At 63.5% G+C, this 18541-nt stretch carries 13 protein-coding genes and 5 pseudogenes; 13 read left to right on the forward strand and 5 right to left on the reverse strand.

What is annotated here, in order from left to right; all coding sequences use genetic code 11:
- The 6 genes and pseudogenes from ACH4C6_RS33825 to ACH4C6_RS33850 form a co-directional block, all read left to right on the forward strand.
- A partial coding sequence (locus ACH4C6_RS33825) for a transposase (RefSeq protein ID WP_398112524.1) occupies window positions 1-163 on the forward strand: 163 nt, incomplete at its 5' end.
- A 13-nt stretch (window positions 164-176) separates the two neighbouring features.
- Window positions 177-346: pseudogene (locus tag ACH4C6_RS33830) on the forward strand (IS5/IS1182 family transposase); the annotation flags it as partial.
- A gap of 301 nt (window positions 347-647) precedes the next feature.
- Window positions 648-1571 (forward strand): hypothetical protein, encoded by a 924-nt coding sequence (locus tag ACH4C6_RS33835; protein WP_398112509.1) that lies wholly within the window; start codon window positions 648-650, stop codon window positions 1569-1571.
- Between the two features lie 440 nt (window positions 1572-2011).
- A complete protein-coding gene (locus tag ACH4C6_RS33840; RefSeq protein ID WP_398112510.1) occupies window positions 2012-3421 on the forward strand; it encodes a hypothetical protein in 1410 nt (469 codons plus the stop codon).
- Window positions 3422-3667: 246 nt separating this feature from the next.
- Window positions 3668-4000: a glyoxalase superfamily protein gene (locus ACH4C6_RS33845; RefSeq protein WP_398112511.1), complete on the forward strand. Its 333-nt coding sequence runs from the start codon at window positions 3668-3670 to the stop codon at window positions 3998-4000.
- A 36-nt stretch (window positions 4001-4036) separates the two neighbouring features.
- Window positions 4037-5170, forward strand: a complete 1134-nt coding sequence (locus tag ACH4C6_RS33850; protein ID WP_398112512.1) for an IS630 family transposase — start codon at window positions 4037-4039, stop codon at window positions 5168-5170.
- A 102-nt stretch (window positions 5171-5272) separates the two neighbouring features.
- Here the strand turns inward: ACH4C6_RS33850 and ACH4C6_RS33855 are convergent.
- Window positions 5273-5814, reverse strand: a pseudogene (locus tag ACH4C6_RS33855) (transposase); the annotation flags it as partial.
- A gap of 331 nt (window positions 5815-6145) precedes the next feature.
- On the opposite strand from ACH4C6_RS33855, the pseudogene ACH4C6_RS33860 reads away from it, so the two are divergent.
- Window positions 6146-6269 (forward strand): annotated as a pseudogene (locus ACH4C6_RS33860) (IS5/IS1182 family transposase); the annotation flags it as partial.
- Window positions 6270-6286: 17 nt separating this feature from the next.
- On the opposite strand, the pseudogene ACH4C6_RS33865 reads toward ACH4C6_RS33860, so the two are convergent.
- Window positions 6287-6910 (reverse strand): annotated as a pseudogene (locus tag ACH4C6_RS33865) (transposase family protein); the annotation flags it as partial.
- A 1987-nt stretch (window positions 6911-8897) separates the two neighbouring features.
- Here ACH4C6_RS33865 and ACH4C6_RS33870 point away from each other — a divergent pair.
- Window positions 8898-9665, forward strand: a complete 768-nt coding sequence (locus ACH4C6_RS33870) for a transposase (protein WP_398112513.1) — start codon at window positions 8898-8900, stop codon at window positions 9663-9665.
- 65 nt (window positions 9666-9730) lie between these two features.
- Window positions 9731-10330: an IS5 family transposase gene (locus tag ACH4C6_RS33875; RefSeq protein ID WP_398112514.1), complete on the forward strand. Its 600-nt coding sequence runs from the start codon at window positions 9731-9733 to the stop codon at window positions 10328-10330.
- A gap of 153 nt (window positions 10331-10483) precedes the next feature.
- Here the strand turns inward: ACH4C6_RS33875 and ACH4C6_RS33880 are convergent.
- Window positions 10484-10708 (reverse strand): annotated as a pseudogene (locus ACH4C6_RS33880) (IS5/IS1182 family transposase); the annotation flags it as partial.
- Window positions 10709-10799: 91 nt separating this feature from the next.
- Between ACH4C6_RS33880 and ACH4C6_RS33885 the strand changes: the two are divergent.
- Complete coding sequence (locus ACH4C6_RS33885) at window positions 10800-10949, forward strand: hypothetical protein (RefSeq protein WP_398112515.1); 150 nt, start codon at window positions 10800-10802, stop codon at window positions 10947-10949.
- On the opposite strand, the gene ACH4C6_RS33890 is transcribed toward ACH4C6_RS33885, so the two are convergent.
- Window positions 10946-11227 carry a hypothetical protein gene (locus ACH4C6_RS33890; RefSeq protein ID WP_398112516.1) on the reverse strand — a complete coding sequence of 94 codons (282 nt, stop codon included), beginning with the start codon at window positions 11225-11227 and terminating at the stop codon, window positions 10946-10948. The genes ACH4C6_RS33885 and ACH4C6_RS33890 overlap by 4 nt on opposite strands.
- 641 nt (window positions 11228-11868) lie before the next feature.
- Window positions 11869-13749, reverse strand: a complete 1881-nt coding sequence (locus ACH4C6_RS33895) for a protein kinase (protein ID WP_398112525.1) — start codon at window positions 13747-13749, stop codon at window positions 11869-11871.
- Window positions 13750-14228: 479 nt separating this feature from the next.
- On the opposite strand from ACH4C6_RS33895, the gene ACH4C6_RS33900 reads away from it, so the two are divergent.
- The 3 genes from ACH4C6_RS33900 (at window position 14229) to ACH4C6_RS33910 (ending at window position 18456) form a co-directional block, all read left to right on the forward strand.
- Window positions 14229-16160 (forward strand): FHA domain-containing protein, encoded by a 1932-nt coding sequence (locus ACH4C6_RS33900; protein ID WP_398112517.1) that lies wholly within the window; start codon window positions 14229-14231, stop codon window positions 16158-16160.
- Window positions 16161-16526: 366 nt separating this feature from the next.
- Window positions 16527-17546 carry a hypothetical protein gene (locus ACH4C6_RS33905; protein ID WP_398112518.1) on the forward strand — a complete coding sequence of 340 codons (1020 nt, stop codon included), beginning with the start codon at window positions 16527-16529 and terminating at the stop codon, window positions 17544-17546.
- 46 nt (window positions 17547-17592) lie between these two features.
- Window positions 17593-18456, forward strand: coding sequence for a hypothetical protein (locus ACH4C6_RS33910; protein WP_398112519.1), 864 nt, complete (start codon window positions 17593-17595; stop codon window positions 18454-18456).
- The last annotated feature ends 85 nt before the right edge of the window (window positions 18457-18541 follow it).

The following is an 18541-nucleotide window of genomic DNA, read 5'->3' on the forward strand; positions in this document are numbered from 1 at the left end:
CGGCCTGGGCAAGACCCGTTGGGTCGTCGAGCGGACCTTCGCCTGGCTCCACCAGCTCAAACGACTCCGGATCCGCTACGAGATACGCGCCGACCCCCACCTCGGCCTACTCCAACTCGCCTCCAGCATCATCTGCTTGAGACGACTGCGGACCTCATTCTGAAATGATCAGTTAGAACTATCGGTACTCGACCAATCACCTGGTGGTCATCGACGCTGACACCAGACTGGTCGTCTCGGCCGGCCGCTGCCGGGCAACCGCAACGACTGCAAAACGTGTGAGCTGCCCGGAGCGACAGCCGCCGTCGGCCGCACGACGGTGATTGCCGACGGTGGCTATGTGGGCCACTTCGTGCCCCCGCAAAGGGCGGCTTGGACCTTCCATCATCGCGCGTCACAGGGCTTGCTCGCTCCCGGAGACGTTGGCCATATACCGCAGCCGGTAATTTTGGTCTGGGTGACTCTCTCTATGTGTAATGTCAGTTTGCAGGATAAGTCGGCAGACCTCTCGCGTAGGTATCATGCCGACCAATTCGACGATCTCAACAGGCGCCATATCCAAACGAAAGGGCGAGACAAGACGCGATAAATTGCAATCTGATATAACTAGAATGACCTAACGGTATCACTCATACCTCGGAGGCAAAATGCCCATTCCATCCGACTCGCGCACGGTGTCAGATTTGCACGATTTCGATCGTAATATGGACCAGGTTTTTTCCGAAATACGGCAAGAGGCCCAGGCGCGGACCATGTCGCGGGAGGAAATAGAACTTATTGGATGGGAAGAGCAGTCAAGTTACCGTTTCGCTGAGGAGCCCCCGCCTGAAAGTGTCCGGGGTGATGATTCCATGCTGCACGGGTTGTGGAATGTTTGTGAAGTTATAGGGTATAGTTATTTGCCTGATGGGTATATTTACAGGCGGGCCAAACTGCACGCCTGCGTTTTCAGTTTGGCGGAGTTTAGGCTCGATGCCGGTATTGCGAAATTTGATACTAAGGTTAAAGAGCAGATTTTTCTACTCGACCTGTGTGAAAAGGCTGAAAAATATGGAAACCTGATTCGTCGGACAGGAACAAACCAAAATGCCCTTATCTATCAGAAGGGTCTATTTCAGTCGAATCTAACCCGCGAGCAGTATGAAAGAATTGCTCCCACTTCGCCTGAACCGCCTCACACCCAGTGGCTGCGAGCAAAGAGTCGGATACCGGAAGGGCAGCGGCAATCGACACATCTAGTAGATGCTGAGTTCAATCGTTCAGTGACTTGTGAAGATCGGAATTGGGCTGATAATTTGAGAATGGGGCACCGTGACTTCTACGCTGATTCTGATTCTGATTCTGATTCTGAAGCACCGCCTGCATACGCGCCCTCGGAGCCGACGCACGCGCCGACTGAAACCTCTGCAAGCGCAATGTCAAGAAATTCCGAAGCATCGATGCAAGCAGAACAGTGCGTGGCAGGTGTGGCATCCATGACACTCGAAGGATACACAACTCCCAATGCCGCCGTACGGCAAACCCGCATACCACAGCCAGTAAGCACGCCTTTTGTAACACGGCGGCGTTGAGGCAATATTAGTGACTGAACCTTTTCCAACCTGGCTGTGCGCGAGCGCTGGCAGCCGCGGGTGCGCGCCCAAACCTTGCCACCAAGCGGCCGCCAGCACGGGCGTCGTCATCGACGCCGACATCCCGTTTGAGGTCACCGTCGCGCCCGGCACCACCTATCACGCCCGTTTGCGGCACATTAACATCGCCCTACCGCCGCAGTACGCGGCCGGCCGGGACGCTGCCCAGGACGCAGGCGCCAGCGAGTGCGACCGCGCGGCATCGGGGGCCACGCGCTCGGCGAGGTCTACTTCCGCGAAGGCGGGCGCCGCGCCCAGGGCTGGGGGTGTCGGCCGCCCGGAGTGGCACAAGGTCGCCAGCAGGAGGGCGGCAAAGTATTATAAATCTACCGGTCCGGGTGGTCCGGGACGTGTGCCCCTGGCGAAGGGAAACTGTATTTATGCCGCTTGCGCAAGGTACATCATCGCAACCGTTTGAGCCTTATCTGGAAGTTTTCGGCAATCATCCACGGCCTGACGGGCAACAGGGGCAAGAATACCCGCCCACAGGAGCCTGGGGAATCTCCACACCTTATGCGACGCCCCTTCCCGCCGACCCATCCAACGGCGACTCTCACCCATCCGCACATACCAACGAGCTTCCTGTGGCCGAGAACGGTTATGCATTGGCCCTACGAGTGGTCTACGAACCTGAAAACTACCGGCACCTGGGTGTAATCGCGAATGGAAAGATCAACGAAGCAACCTACTTGCCGGAATATGAAATGATTGTAAGGTTGAATGGGCATGGTGATATAGCGATAGGGCAACGGATCTCTTACCTCAGGACGGACCCAACAGCAATTATGTCGGATGCGGAACGATGGGTGCTGAAAAAGCACGGCATCCCGGTCACCGAGGATGGGGGCAGGATCGCATTTCTCGCCAAGGAGGAGGCCTACGCCAGAGCCTTGCTGATCACGTACTATCCCGAACACTATAAACATCTGGGTAAAATCGTAAGAGGAAGACTCACCGCACATCGGGAACCGGAAAGTCTTACAACTGTTGGTGTGAAGGGGTTCGGTAATGTAACTATCGGGCGAAGATTCAGCTACTACAAAGCAAGCCCGAGGTCGATCAGTGATGTAGAACGATGGGCTCTAGAGACATGCGGCGTACCGATGGATGAAAACGGAGGCCCTTCCGCAAAGGGCTGGCGGGCGCAGCAGGCGGATCTGAACGCAGCTGCCCTGCATGTTTTCTTCAGGCTGGAGGGATGGGAGGATCTCGGCTATGTTCTCGAGGAAGACACGAGGGGGTATGGCCTGCCGGGACCTAAAACGAAGATCATACTGTACGCCGCCAAGAATTTCGTGCCAATTGGGCTTCGCATACAGAGCGTCCTGAGCCGAACTAATGAAAGCTATTTGTCGGCTGCTGAAGGGGCAGTGCTCGCCAGAAAGGGCTATGTGGTGTCGGAGAAGGGGAAGAAGATTACCCCGGGTCCAAGCTGCTGGGGTGGTGTGGTTGGTGTGTCAGGCGGGCCGCCGGTCGTAGCTACGGGTGACAATGTGAGAGCTAGTGAACTTACTGCCCTGAACGTTTCGGCTAGGGCGTCGTATGCCGCTGCTGGTTGGACCGGGCAGCCCTTGCTACTTGTTGAGGGCGGGGCTCGGTTCGATCAAAGCGGGGTGGTGAACCCTTACGGGTACCAGGCGACGACGGGCATGGCGGAGGTTGCGGCAACGCAGGTCCCCGGCACCCAGCCTTTCCCCTCCATGCCCTACCCGCACCGTCAGGACAGCGACGGTGTCGTCGCACACGGGATGGCCGGACATGCCGCGCATCTCTCCCACCCACGTCGCTGACACCCTGCCGGCGGCTGTGCTGTGATTCCGCAGCCTGCCGGCAGTATGGGCAGCAACCCTCGGGCCCGGACACAACACGCAGTTGGGCCTCGACGAGGTGCAGGCCGTGCTCCTCAAGGCGTGGGAGGCCGCTGCCGAGTTGCTACCCAATGCAGTCGGCGGCCCGGCCTGACCGTCCTGGGCCAACCCTCCCGCTAGTGCCGCATCAGGCAACGTTCGCCATGGGCGGTCTGCGACGATGACGCCATGGACGAAGAAGTCATTCCCATTCTTCGCGTCGAGGACGCTGCGGCGGCGGTCGCCTGGTACGAGCGGCTGGGCTTCGCCAAGCAGTGGGAACACCGCTTCGAACCGGGACTTCCCGCGTTCGTCGAGGTCGCCCGGGGCGGGGTGCGGTTGTTCTTGTCGGAGCACAAGGGCGATGCCCGTCCCGACACGTTGGTCTACCTCCGCGTTCGTGATGTCGACGTCATCGCCTCCGAGTTCGGAGTGCAGGTGAAGGATGCTCCGTGGGCGCGTGAGATTGAGCTGCGCGATCCTGACGGCAACCGGCTGCGGATCGGCACGCCGGCGGAATGACCATCGTCGGCAGTGCGCGGCAGGGAAGCTGTGCTGGTGGCTGAGCGAGTACGTGTCCGTGAGATCGATGACGACGAGGGGCGGCGTCTGCTGCGGATCATCCGCCGGGGCAGCGGATCGGTGGTGACCTGGCGGCGGGCGCAGATGGTGCTGCTGTCCGCGCAGGGCATGTCCGTAGCGAAGATCGCCGAGGTGACGTTCACCAGCGCGGACCGGGTCCGGGATGTGATCCACAACTTCAACGCCGACGGCTTCGACTCCCTCTACCCGAAGTACAAAGGCGGCCGGCCCAGGACATTCACCCTGCCCGAGCGGCGCGAGATCAAGAAGATCGCCAAGTCCAGGCCGGCCGAGCACGGTCTGCCGTTCTCGACCTCGAACCTGGCCAAGCTGGCCGACTTCCTGGTCGCCGAGGGGGTGGTCGACGACATCAGCCACGAGGGCCTTCGGATTCTGCTCCGCGAGGAGGGCGTGTCCTTTCAACGCATAAAGACCTGGAAGACCTCCCGCGACCCTGACTATGCCGCCAAGAAGGCCCGCGTCGAGCACCTCTACGCAATCGCCGACGGCGAGGTCATACCCGAGGACGGCGAGCCCGAAGTCGTCTTATGCCTGGACGAGTTCGGCCCGCTCAACCTCCAGCCCCACCCCGGCCGGCAATGGACCGAGCGCGGCGGACGGCACAAGGACCCCGACCGCGAGCCCCGGCCCCGACGGCGGGCGACCTACACCCGCCCGCACGGGGTCAGACACCTGTTCGCCGCCTACGACCTGGCCCGGGACAAGCTCTACGGCCACATCAAGCCGAAGAAGAACCGGACGAGGTTCCTGGAGTTCTGCCGCTACCTGCGCAGCCTCTACCCGCCCAAGATCCGCATCGCGATCGTGCTCGACAACTTCTCCCCGCACCTGACCACGAAGAAGGACACCCGGGTCGGCGACTGGGCCGAGGCCAACAACGTCGAGCTCGCCTACACGCCCACGAACAGCTCGTGGCTGAACCGCATCGAGGCCCAGTTCACCGCCCTGCGCTACTTCGCTCTGGACGGCACCGACCATGCCAGCCACAAGGAGCAGAGCAGCATGATCCGCCGCTACATCATCTGGCGAAACCGTCACGCCGCCGATCAACAGCTACGAGCCGTGGTCGACAGGGCGAACGTTGCCTGATGCGGCACTAGCAAGGAGCTGTCCGAAGACACCCGGAAGGCCCTTGAGAGCGCTCTGGCCGACGCGACGCCCTTGTAGTCTCCGGGCTGGTGACGGTGCTCAGGGCTTCCTCGCCCACTTCGAGTGGGGTCCCTTGCGGGTGACCTGCGGGTCATCAGCGTGATGAGTGCCCAGGTCAGATGCGCTTCCGAATGCTGTGGCAGGCGTTCGTAGTCGCGGACATTGCGCCGTGACTTCATGATCCAGCCCAGGGTCCGCTTGACCTTCCAGCGGCGGGGCAGAATCACGAAGCCCTTCGCGCCGCGAGGCCGGGAGACGGTCTTGAGGGTCATGTGCAGGAAGTCGTCGGACCAGGTGGGGAGTTAGCCGGCATGGGCGGAATCGGCCCAGACCTGCGTGATCTGCGGCTGCATGAGGCGCAGGCGCCAGAGGAGTTCGCGGGCGGCGTCCCGGTCGGTGGTGTCGGCGGGCGTCACCGTGATCATTACTGGGAGCCCGAGGGTGTCGACGGCGATGTGTCTCTTGCGTCCGTTGATTTTCTTGCCGGCGTCGAAGCCGCGGGTGGCCTTGGAGACGGTCTCGGCGCCCTTGACGGACTGGCTGTCGACGATCAGTGTCACTGGCCAGGGGCATCGCCCGTGGTCACCACCTTCTGCCGTGTCGGCTCCTCCACTCAGTGAGGGCGGAGAGGGCCTTCTCGGCGCGGGGGAGCTGTCCTCCGAAGGCGCCGGCGCGCAGGAGCGGCCACGTCTCGGTGAGTTCCTCCGCGATGATGCTGGCGAGGCCGTTGTGGTCGTCGGCTTTACGTCAGTGAGGTGTGTCAGTCCGCGTTGGGCGAGGGGAAGGTGTTCCTGCTGCTCATTGGCTTGTGGCTGGAGCTTGCCACTGACCAGCGGTGGTACTTCGTGACCTTGCGGGGGTTATGAGTCGGTACATTCTGAGTTCGAGCACTGCCACGAAGACGGCACATCGCACGTCGAACAGGCCGTCGCCACCCTCAAGTCCTGGCGGCTCCTGCACAAACTGCGATGCTCCACCACCCGGATCACCAAACTCGTCCGCCGTCCTCACCCTGCATCTGACCAGTTCAGAACAATGAGCGTTTTCAGCGTTGCTTTCCAGGGTGAGGACGGCTTTGGTGATGACGCTCATGCGGTTGGGGCTGACGCGGGATCTGCGGAAGATCTGCCAGGACTTGAGTCGTGCCATGCCTCGTTCGACAGGTGCCCGGGCCGCTGACAGGGCGCGGTTCTCGGTCCGCTCGGTAAGGGTGAGTTCGCCGCCCGGCGGTCGGCGCTTGGCGGTGGTGACCCAGTCGCCTGCACCGATGTAAGCCATGTCGGCGAGGATCGGAACGCCCTGGCGCTCGCAGATCCGGAGAATCTTGTGGGTGCGGGCGGCTGTCAGATCGTGGGTGCGGCCCGGCAGCGCCGGCGACAGCCACAAGATCTCTCCGGCTGGGTCCGTGACGACCTGCACGTTCACTCCGTGCCGTTTGTGCTTTGAGGAGTAGTCGGCCCGGCCGTCGCCGACGCGGTCGCACTCGGCGAGCGTGCCGTCCAGGAGGACGAAGTCCGGGTCGTGCGCGCGCAGCGTCTTCAGCAGGCCCGGTGCCTGCTCGGCGAGCAGCCCGGTGACCGCGGTGACATAGGCGTGGGCGGTGCCAACGGATATCTCGAAGGCCGCGGCGATCCGGGCGAAGGTGTCATGGCGGCGCAGGTACACGAGTGCGACCAGTGAGCCTCTTCAGCCGTCACTCCAGCGAGTGAGTGGCCCTTGGGCGTTGACGGCGGCGGTGAGCAGAAACGACTTCCGTCGTGCTGGCCCATCCACGCCTCTCGATGTCACCCCATCGGTGGCCACTCTGAAGAAGCTCATTCACCGATCGCGGTCAGCGACCGTGCACCGGCCAGGACGCTCGCCGCGGCGGCCGACAGCAGCGGGACCAGCGGCTACAAACGGCCCCGGCGGCCCCTTGGGTCGGGTACGAGGGCCAGGTAGTGGTGCAGTCGCACGGCATCGGCGACGGGCGCGGCTGCTTCGGCGCGGGCCAGTTGGTCCAGCGCGCAGGGCATGGGAGATGATGCGGGGCAGGCACGGTCTCGCTCGGTTCTCATGGGTCTCGACAACCACATGATCACCGGCGCTGTGCCTGCTCTGTTACCGGCCCAGACCAAGACATGACGACAGGTCACGGATCACTGCACCGAACCCGGCCCGATCGCTTTCATGCAAAGACCCTGGCGTGCGGGGCAAGGACCATCGTCTGCAAGAATGCGACCCTTCTGGGCCGAGTTCGACGTAATTCCGGGCGGCTGGAGCAACGGCAGCCGCTTGACTTGTAGATTAAGGGCTGTCCCGTAATCCGCAATGGATCAGCGCGCGGCGTCGGATGCGGTGCATCGCAAGGCGGAGGGGCGTCCGCATACTGGACGTATGCGGACGTTCCGGCAACGCTGCGAGGTGCCGTATCCGGCGTCGCGCGCCCGCCGGGGATTACGGGACAGCCCTTAGCCAAGCGGTCCCGTACTGCCCGTCGCTACGTTCTGGGCAAGAACCGCATGAGTTGTCGATCAAAAGCCCTCTGTGAGAGAATGAGAAACAGGAAATGCCTCGTAAGTACCTCCCCCATCAAAAGATTTCCTACTTGCGCGAATACTTTTCCGGAACCGCGCCACTACACCTATTTCTTGCGAAAATTCAAATATCCGAATCAGCCTTTCGGCGTTGGATCGATAGCGAGTACACAGAAAACCCGCTTACGCCGACCGAGAGGTATCAAATCAGCCAAAAGATTGAGGCCGAGAAGCTGGCACACCGATGGGGGCCTAAGGTGGAAACGGTTAGAAAATATATCGCCAGTGATCATCAATCGGTGCGCGAATTCTGTGAAAGCTGCAATATTCCAGTAGCCACAATGTCGGGATATCTGCATGAGGACAGCGAGGTGTGGGAATTCTTCACGCCAGGTGAACGTGCTATCGCTCGTCAGAAGGTTGATGCTGCGCGCACGAACTGGCGAGGCAGAGGGCGTGCGCCACAACCAGTACCGTACGCAGCGGCCTCAGCCGGGCCCTCGGGCGTCGCGGCTGCATCGGGTCCGCCCATGCCTCAAGCGCACACGCTCGCCGGGGTGCGGGAAGTAAGGGCGCCTGCGCCACCGTGGCCTCCGATAGCAGCGCAGGCTCTTGCTTCAGCGTCCGGATCTGGAGCTGTGGCGGGGTCTACTTCTGCTAATGGGTTGCCTGGGCGGGCAGCCTCTCCGTCTGGATCGTCGGAGGTGTCCTTCAGTAGTGAAGAAGCGAATGCGCTGCAAGTGACACCGTTTTCTCCCGCAACGCCGTCGCCGCGGGGGCAGGACGCATCGTCGTCCTGTCCAAGACGTGCTGCGGTGGCCTCCTCACTAGTCCCTGGCTCGGTAAGTACGGCCTCCGGTGGTGCTGAGGCTTCTGCGTCCGCGACTGCACGGCCGCGTGCCTTCTACGGCCCGGGTGGGAGAGACATTATGAGTCGGTAACAGCGCCTATTTGAACCGAAACTCTGCGATTGAGCCTTTTCACAGTGGCCACCGATCGGGTGACGGCCCGTCCGCCAGCGTCGGCCCTCTATGCAGCTCAGAGGCCAGTCACCCCAGCTGGGTCCTTCACCCTCCGGGGTGGTCGCTGAAAAGGCTCATTGCCTAGGGGTTGTCCCGTAACTGGTGTGGCGGTTGGTGCGTTGGTTGGGCATGGGTGGGGTGATCTCAGCGGATGATCCGAAGTGGATCGAGCCGTTTTCCGGGCTGACCGAGTCGCAGTTCGCCAGGTTGGTCGCGTTGGTACGGCGTCGCGGTGGTGACGTCCAGCGCGGCCGTCCCTGGCGGCTGCCGCTGGAGGACCGGGTGCTGCTGGTGGCGACGTACTGGCGCACGAACCTGACGTTGCGGCAGGTGGCGCCGTTGTTCGGGTTGTCGAAATCTGCGGCGGACCGCATCCTCGATCACCTTGCGCCGCTGCTGGCCATCTCGCCGGCCCGCCGGCCGCGCAAGGACACCGTCTACATCGTCGACGGCACACTCGTGCCCACTCGCGACCGCACCGTCGCGGCGTCCAGCAAGAACTACCGGTACTCGACGAACTTGCAAGTCGTCATCGACGCCAACAGCCGTATGGTCGTGGCGATTGGCCTCCCGCTGCCCGGCAGCCGCAACGACTGCCGGGCGTTCACCGAGTCCGGCGTCGACCGGGCCTGCCGCGGCACACCGACCATCGCTGACGGCGGCTACCAGGGCACCGGCCTGCTCATCCCACACCGCAAACGGCGAGGTCAGGAACATCTCAGCCCTCAGCAGGAAGCGGAGAATGCCGTCCATCGCCGGGCGCGAGCCCGGGTGGAACACGCCCTGTCGCGATTGAAGAACTGGAAGATCCTGCGGGACTGCCGGCTGAAGGGCAACGGCGTTCACCAGGCCATGCTCGGCATCTCCCGGCTCCACAACCTAGCCCTCACCGGATAACTGACACCCCATACGGGACAACCTCTAGGGAGTGTCTTTCCATTCATCCGATCGTTGGACTGATCGTGAGGGACTTCGACCGGCTCCTGGCTGCGGCCCAGGGCCAGGCTGAGGTGGACTGGCTGGTCGCACTGGACTCCACGATCGTGCGGGCCCACCAGCACACCGCCGCCAAAGAGGGCTCGAAGAACGAGGACTCGGACGCTCCCGCGGCGGGCTCACCAGCAAAAATCCACCTCGCCTGCGACGGACGGGGACGGCCGCTGGCCTTTGTCGTCACGGCCGGCACCCGCAACGACTGCACCCAGGCCGAGGCCGTCATCGACGCCATCCGCGTCGCCGGGTCCGGGCCGGGACGCCCCCGTCGACGGCCCGGACGAGTCGTGGCCGACAAGGGATACTCAGCCCGCACCTTCCGCGCCTGCGCAGACGAGGTATCAAAGCGACCATCCCCGAGCGCGTCGACCAACTCGCAGGCCGGGCACGACGCCGGTAGACGGCCCTGCGGCTTCGACAGGGCCGTCTACCGGCGTCGTAACGTCGTCGAACGCTGCTTCCACCGCCTCAAGCAGTGGCGCGGCATCGCCACCCGCTACGACAAACAACCCGGCCGCTACCGCGCCGCGATCACCCTGGCCAGCACACTCATCTGGCTCGACACATGATCGGCAAGACGTTCCCTAGCGTTATCTGGCCATGAGTGGTGGCCTTGCCAGAAGACCCGAGCCGGAGAGTACGTGCGGGTGAGCCCGGCTCCGTCTGGGTGACGAGGCACGGCCCCTGCTCGTGGGCGTGGCCGTGAGCGTGGTGAGTCAATCAGAGACGCCGAGAAACGGGGCGAGCTGCCGCATGGTGAGGTTCGTGCGGTAGTACACGCCCACCAGCAGCACCCGCTCGGGCCAGCCGCAGCCGCCACGGACGACCCAAGCCACAGCCCTCGCCCCCACGCTCCCGGACCGCTTCAGCAACCGGTCGAACTGATCGACCCGCAAGCCCGCGAACGTCTCCCCCCACACCCGCTCGACCCTCAACACCTCACCAATGCAGACGAGATGCCCAGGTCACGGCCTTCTGCAACACCCTCTACGAGGGTAGGCGGTGAGGCGTTGGAGGCTTCGACATGGCTCCGTGTTCATGTCTGCCGTGTCGGGCCCGGTCTGCGGTGTGCTGGTGGGACAGCAGGCCGGGGACGGCCTGGACGGTGTGGCTCATGTGCTCGCGGCGGCCGAGATGGCGGGCCAGGCCCGCCAGTTCGTCACATGGGCGATGCCGTGTTCGACCTAGATCCGCCTCGATGTGTGCGCCGTGCGTTGCCGCTCGTACATCTCCTCGTACCAGTCGGGAGCGTTCTTCTTGAACTTGCGGTGCGGCGGTGTGATCACCCGGCTGCCGGTCTGCGCGCCCAGGCCCTGGTAGCCGGCGTCGGCGAAGATTGTGCCCGCGAAGCCGTCGGCCAGGAGCTTGACCAGCCCCAGCCGGCCGGTTGTGGGTGATGTCCGCGCAGCTTCCGGGCCTGGTCGGGCTGCAGCACAACACGCGGCCGTCACTTCCGTGACGACCATGGCCTTGACGGCGCTGCTTGTTCTTGCCGGAGATGAACCTGTGCCGGTCCGTGCGTCCGGCGCCAGGCCGGCGGCCCGGGATCTCGGTGCCGTCGACGATCCCGGTCTACCCGCTTGAGCCGAGGTGATCGATGACCTCGGCCAGAGCCCGCAGCCGCACTCCGGGACTGATAGGGCAGCCGCGCCGGCCAGGAGCCGGTCGACGAAAACCAGACAGCGATGCTTCGCGCCGGCACCGAGCGCCCGCTTCCGCGGACTGGATGCAAGCCTGGCCTGGTGCCGTTCATGCCACAGCAGGCCGGGCTCAGCGATCACGTCGGCCGACAGGCCCGTGATCCTCCGGTCGCTGATGATCGCTGCACGAGACGCGTTCCCCACCACACGACCATAATCAACGATCAGTGTCTCGACGCCTCACCGCCTACCGTGCACGAGCTCGTTAGGCGGCAGCGGCAGCGGCCGTGCCCCGGGCAACCGCGTGCGACGAACCGCCGAGGGCAAGATGACCGAGGGGGCGCCCACCGCGAACGAACCGGCCAAGGGCCTCGCCGTCTGCTCCCACATGGGGCTGACGCGAGGGCCTCGGGCAGACTCCTCTTCCCGCCCTCGACGCACTCAGGCGCTTAGGGAGGCCACCGGGCTCAACCGCTGGCGGAGACGCAGGTCAGTGAGAAGGGCACGGAGTTGGAGACGGCGTTGAAGGGCGAACGGATCTCGACGGCCATAGCCCCATTGTGCGCGCCAGCCTCTGTATACGCCGACAGCCGAACTGTCTCCTGCTGAGTGCGCGGATCACCCTGGCGGAAGGCAAGAGTCTGCCACTGCGAATCGACCGCGGTTCCCTCGCTGGACACCCACCGGTAGGAGAACTGCACGGGTGTGGCGGAGACGGTGAATGTTGCGGTGAACCACGGTGCCGCTTCCCCGGGCGGGCACGCTCCAGAGTATGTCGTCGACCGTCCCTGCACAGCCACGGATACGGACTGCCCGCCGCTATTGGCCGCGCCCCGCTCGGTGCCCGAGCCGGCGCCGTCCGTCTGGCCCGCTGGGGCGGCAGCACTCGCGGGCTCTTCGTCATCGCCACCGATGGTTGCGTAGCTGATGCCGCCAGCCACCAGGGCCAGGAATAGGGCACCCGCCGCCCACGTGTAGACGCCTCGCCTGTTGCGGCCCGGGCGATGTGAGCCGCTCGCATGCAGGCGCCCTGGCGCATCCGCCGGGACCGGGACCGGGACCGGGACCGGGGCTGGGGAAGTGGAGGCCGGGCCGTCCACCGTCGGTGCGTCCGCATTCGATGCGGCAGCGTCGGCATGGGGTGTCACCGAGCGCGCTTTTGGCACCTCGGGGAACTCGGGTCGCTCCGTGTCGAGCGTTTCGTCTGCCTCCTGTGATGCAGCTCGTGTGGTCGGTGGCACGGGGGTGTCGACCGTTACCGCAGCCTCGGCGGGGTCCTGAGTGACCGGTTCGGCACTCGACTCCGCTCCGTGAGCCGGAGTGGTGAGTGACCGGGCGGCGGTTGTGGTGTCGGCTTCTCGACGCGCATCAGTTGGAGGAGCGTCCGCGTTCAGAGCGATGCCGTCGGTGGTTACCGCCTCGTCGATGGCCGAGACGGGCTGGGCTTGGATTGTTGCCTGTTCGTCTGTTGTGCTCGGTTCGAGGACGACGGACGGCCCGGTCACGTCACTGGCGGCGAGTCTCAGCTCGCGGGCGGCTTGCTCGGCGGACATTCTCTCGGAGGGGTCTTTGCGCATCAGACCCTCGATAAGGGGAGCCAGTGGGCCAGCCCTGTGCGGCGGGGGCAATTCCTCATCCACCACGGCACGGAGAGTTGACAGGGGTGTGGTCCTGCGGAACGGAGACCTGCCCTGAACCGCTGCGTAGAGCAGAACCCCAAGGGAATACAGGTCCGACTCCGGCCCCGGCGTACGCCCCAGAGCTCGTTCGGGCGCGAGGTACTCCGGAGAGCCGACGACTTCCCCCGTCATGGTGAGTGCCGAGTCTCCCTCCACGAAGGCAATCCCGAAGTCGGTCAGCACAACACGGTCGTCGTCGCCCAGCAGCACGTTGGCGGGTTTCACGTCACGATGGAGCACGCCTGCAGCGTGCGCCGCGCGCAGTGCCGCCAGGATTTCTGTTCCAATACGTGCCGCTTCGCGCGGCGCCACGGGGCCGTGCTCGGAGATGAAGTCGTCAAGGGACCTGCCCTGAACGAGCTCCATGACGATGCAGGGCCGGCCCTCGTAAGTGACAACATCATGGACCGTTACCACTCCTCGGGCATTGACGCGTGCCGCAGCCCAGGCTTCCCGTTCCAGACGGGAGTACATCTTGGCCAGCCGGTCCTCTGACAGCCCCATGGGAACGAGCACTTCCTTGACTGCGACGTCGCGATGCAGCGTCTCGTCGCGGGCTCGCCACACGGTGCCCATCCCGCCGTTGCCGAGCACGGACAGCAACCTGTAGCGGCCGGCAACCAGCCGATCGGTCTTCGCGCCTGACGACGCTCCCTGCTGGGGATGCATTGCCGTGTTCTCCCTCATCTGCCGACGGTCGGTGAGTGGCCGCTTCCGCCCCTCCCCGGTCGGGGCGAAGGCCTTTGCACCGGCCTATGCCTCGGCCGGCGCAGCAGCCACGCCAGCCGTCCCGACCCGTAGAAGGGACGCCCGATGCCTCAACCGGGGGAGGGGCCGTTCAGGACCCATCAGGGCCTACGGCTCATCGCATGGGAGTGGTTCACGCAAGGGGCGATGACGTCCGACGGCACGACTCGGGGCACTCGTGCGGCGGAGGGCGGCCGGCCTCCAGGGAGAGGTCGCGTGACCGAACCGTGAGACGTGCGCGCCACATTGGACGGCTGGATCTTTACGGGGTTTCGTGAACCGGCGCCCGGACCGCTCCGTAGAGCAAGCGCTGGTTGTGTCACGCCACTGGCCAGCGGCATGAGGCAAGTGGCATCCCTATCCGGTCCCGCTGCGGGACGAGACTTTCGCGAGGTGTCTTAGTGTCGTCGGTCATCGTCGGACGCACCGGTCCCTTCACCGGACAGAGCGTGGTCCTGAGCGACGGATCCCTCACGTTCGGGCGTAAGAGCGACAACGGTGTGATCATCGTAAGTCCCAACGCGTCTCGACTGCATGCGGAGATCCTTCTGGAAAAGGGCTCCTACGTCCTGTATGACCGCAACAGCCGAAACGGCACATACGTCAACGACCAACGCGTCTCACGCCACGTCCTGACGCCCGGAGACACCATCACCATCGGTGATGAGACGTTCGTGTACGACACGGATGAGGCCATGGAGACGGTCATGGACCTGTCCGTGCTCGCCTCACCTCCTACGCAGGCGCCCGCTGGCGCGGACGAACTCCGGGTCACGATCAGTGGTGGCGGACCGGTCGGGCTGACCTTCGCGCTCTTGCTGGAGGACGCCCTCAAGGGCAAGGTGGCCATCACGGTCTACGACGGCAGGTGGATGAGGCAGGGGGCTTCCGTCGTCTGGAAGGGAGCAGGTCACGGTAATACGCGACGCCAGCAAGTCGTGACCATCCAGAGCCGCCAGTATCTCGCGCTGACTGCGGAAGCCCAGAAGGCGCTGTTCGGCGAGGGGGCCTACTCCGAGATGTGGCCCGTAGGGCCGGACTCGGTTGACGGGCGTCCGCCCCGCAACATCAGGATCGCCTACATTGAGGACAAGCTTCTTGAACTGGCCGGATCCAAGCCGGCAATCCAGCTGATCCCCGAGCGCTACGATCCGGTGCAGGACGAGAACCGGTTGAACCGGGAGCACGTGCTGGTGATCTGTGAGGGAGGGCGCTCGCGCACCCGTGAGCACTTCGGTGACCGGTTCGGCGGGGCCGATGCATCGATCTACTCCCTCGATGGTGAGCATCTTCAGGATGTTGTACTGGGCCTGCGGGTGAAGTCCCGCCTTTCCGATCCCATGAGCGTGCTGTTGACCGTCGCGCAGAACCGCTTCCTGCTGAACTCACTTCATGGTGAGGGCTTCCTCAACATGCGCCTGACGCGGGAGGAGGCGAACAACGTTATCGGTATTGATCCCGTTCGGCGCGTGTTCGAGGAGTGCATCGCGGCCCGACCGTGCTTGATGGGGCGCAATGAGGACCACGAGTTCGTGTGCCCCACTCACGGCACACTCTTCCTGCCCGCGCTGCTGCGGAGTTCTCCGTTGTGGAAGTCCATTCAGGAGGGACTGAAACTTTTCGGAGTGGACGAGACCGATTTGAGTGCCATTACCTCGTTCCGCTTGGACATGGTCCAGCGTCCTCGCTTCACCGCGCAGCTGACCCGGCCCACAGCGACCAGCCCCGGAACTTACGGATTTCTCCTGGGTGATGCGGCCAACGCGATTCACTTCTGGCCCGGTCGCGGGCTGAACAGCGGGCTTGCTTCCGCTATTTCTCTGTCACGGTCCCTCAGCCGCGTCTGGCAGGGCAAACCCCTTCGTGACGCGGACTTCATCAGGCACGAGGCAGCGATGTCCATGCTTCAGTACCGTCACAAGAGCCGGGCGTGGAATGCCATGGTGACCACCGACGAGCGTGGTACCGCCCGCGCTATCAAGGATGTCATCGCCAGCAGCATGAACGATGAAGGTGCACGCAACCGTCCTTCCCACGCAGATCTGGACCGGCTGGTCGCGCGGATGCGAGAGATCCGTGATCGCCTCGCCGGCCGACTGCCGGGTATGCCGTCGGATGACGAACTGCACGCCCATTTGTCCGGGCTCGCGCCCGCGACTCTGCGTACGCTCCTGGAGAGCGGCGCGTGGGACACCCTGATCGTCGGCGGCGAAGAGGCCGACATCGACATCTTCTACCAGCCCGACGCGCCGGTGTTCGTCGCCCGACCTACGGACCGCAGCGCTCTTGACGCAGGGGTCGCATGGCTCCCGGGAGCGCTCGATCCAGCCTGAGACAAGGCTGGATCCACACGGTGTCGGGACAGCTGAAGGATGCATGACGGTCCATGCGAGGTGAACCGGGCACTGCGGGGGACCGTAGCGGAAGGCACACGGCCACATGAGTCCGTCGGTCCTACGGAAGGACGGGCCGTCGGAACTCGGCTGGTGGGTGGCGAACCGGCTTGGGGTGGAGCGGCATCTGACCCAAGCCGGCTTCGTCGCACACCGCCCGGCCTCGCCCGGGCCAAGGCTGTGTGAACCGTGTCCGCACACCACTTGTTCTGTCATGCAGGCTGGGTGAACAAGCGTAAGTTAAGCAGCCTGATTTACGTTTGTGCGGACTCTACGAACTGACATGCAAACGGTAGGAGAACGCAGATGACACCTCCCCGGGAGGAATCCTATCGGTCTGCTGCCATGAGGGCTCTTGCAGATTTCGTCCCCAATCTCACCCTTCTGGGATCATCGGTCCTGGCTGCCCAGAACAACCCGGCCGCCCACACCGTGAGAGCTGTAGGGATAGCACTGGGCGCCGCTCCCGATATCCTCAAGGCCGCCGAAGAGATCTGGAAGGAACCGAGTGCCAACCAGTCAGATCGTGGGGTCACCCGGTCGAACCAGGCCACTCTTTCGGCGGTACGCGCTGCAACGGCGTCGGTCGCGGCCCTGGGAACCGTCACCTGGGGTGCGGCATTGGGCGTGGGGCGACACGACTGGTCCGCTGCCGGGGCGGCGACGACGGCTCTCGCCAAGGCGGTGGGCGGGCTCGCCGAGGAGAGAAACGGGAACACCGCAGAGGACTGGGGCGCGACACTCGGTAAGAGCATTTCCTCGTCGATCCCCTTCTCTCTGATCACCGCGTCACTTCTGCTGGGAGACGATGCTCATCTGCGCGCGGTAGCCATCAGCTCGTTCATGATGGAAGCCGCAGCCCAGCTCACTCGGCCGGCCAGCGCACCGCAGTTCGGTCTCGCTCTCGGCAAACTTGCGGGCCTTGCGTCCTGGGCCACCGGCGTGGCCCTGAACAGACCTGACCTGGACGTGAGCGCAAAACGTGCCAGCGTGGCCGGGCTGGCGCTCATCACTGTCACCAACGCTCTCGAACCCCTGGACGCACACCAGCCGAGCGCATCAACCGAGCCTCGGCCTCGTGCATCGACCGGGCGCAGTTTCATTCCCGACCTCGAGGCTATTGAGATCGTTGATGCGGATGTGCAATCGCCGAGGCCGCTGCCCGTTGCGCCGCGCGGCAACGTACCAGGACATTCCGACATCGCTCGCGCGGCCCGCGTTCTCGCCGTCGAGCAACCGGTACGCCAAGGCCACAGGGATGGGCGAAGTGATTCAGACGTTTTCAGCGGGCCGGCTGCCCCGATGCGCGCTCGCTTTCGACATTGACCTTTGACCGCAGTGGTGACGCGATCCATTTGTTTATACGTCCCATGTGAAGAAAGCGCCTGGAATAACCATGATAGTGAATGAAAAAAAATCCTGGAAATTATTGTATAACTCCTCCTTTCAAGGGGGTGAGATGAATGCTCAAGATCTGAGTGAGTTCGAGAGGGCGGGATATGTTGAGCGATACGACAATCTTGCATCCTCTCAACCTGGCAAGCTTGAATCCAGGTATGCGTACTTGGTCACTCCTGCCGGTTGTCAGGCCCGAGACGCCCACTTTTTGCGGTCGAAAGATTCGGTCGGTGAGCTGCGAATGTCAAGAGAGGACTACGAACTGGTTCGCAATTTCACCAGGCGAGTTACCGGAGATCCAAAAGCTTTCTTCCCGGAGATGATGTTCAAAGTGTCCGATGGCGTGTTCACGCTTACAATAGAGCATCGTTGCCGGGAGGCGTATCTGGCCGCATTTGATGTGAATCATATGGAGAATGAGAGGATCAAATACGCTCTGGCGTATGTGCAGGCGGCGGCAATAGACCAGGACCGTTATGAGCGCGAACCTTATCGCTACATTCAGGAACTGCTTGCTGAACGGAGTCTAGAAGGCGCTCCGAGGACGGCGTCGGAGGTGGTTCGCAAGCAGGCCTATACTACACATAAGGCTGCATATGACGCTGCATATAAGGCTGCATATAAGGCCGCATACAAGGCTGCGTATGCGGTTGCCTCAAATTCTAATGTAAATCGTGCCCCCACAGCCCCGTACTTTCCCACTGCAGCGCACCTCATGCCCGTTTCCCAAGCGGATATCGAAGGCCCGGACTATCACTCGGGCGCGACACCGGGTGAATCCACCTCTAGACTCCGTGCGTCGCAGGGAACCCATCATGCGACTATGCGTCGAAGTTGAAACGTCTGCGCCGAAAAAGTAAGCGTACCGAGTTCGATCAAGCAGATCGAGCAAGAGGGGCCCGGGTCCGTCAGCCGCATCACTA

This window comes from Streptomyces sp. NPDC017943 (assembly GCF_044328425.1).
Taxonomy (GTDB): Bacteria; Actinomycetota; Actinomycetes; order Streptomycetales; family Streptomycetaceae; genus Streptomyces; species Streptomyces djakartensis_A.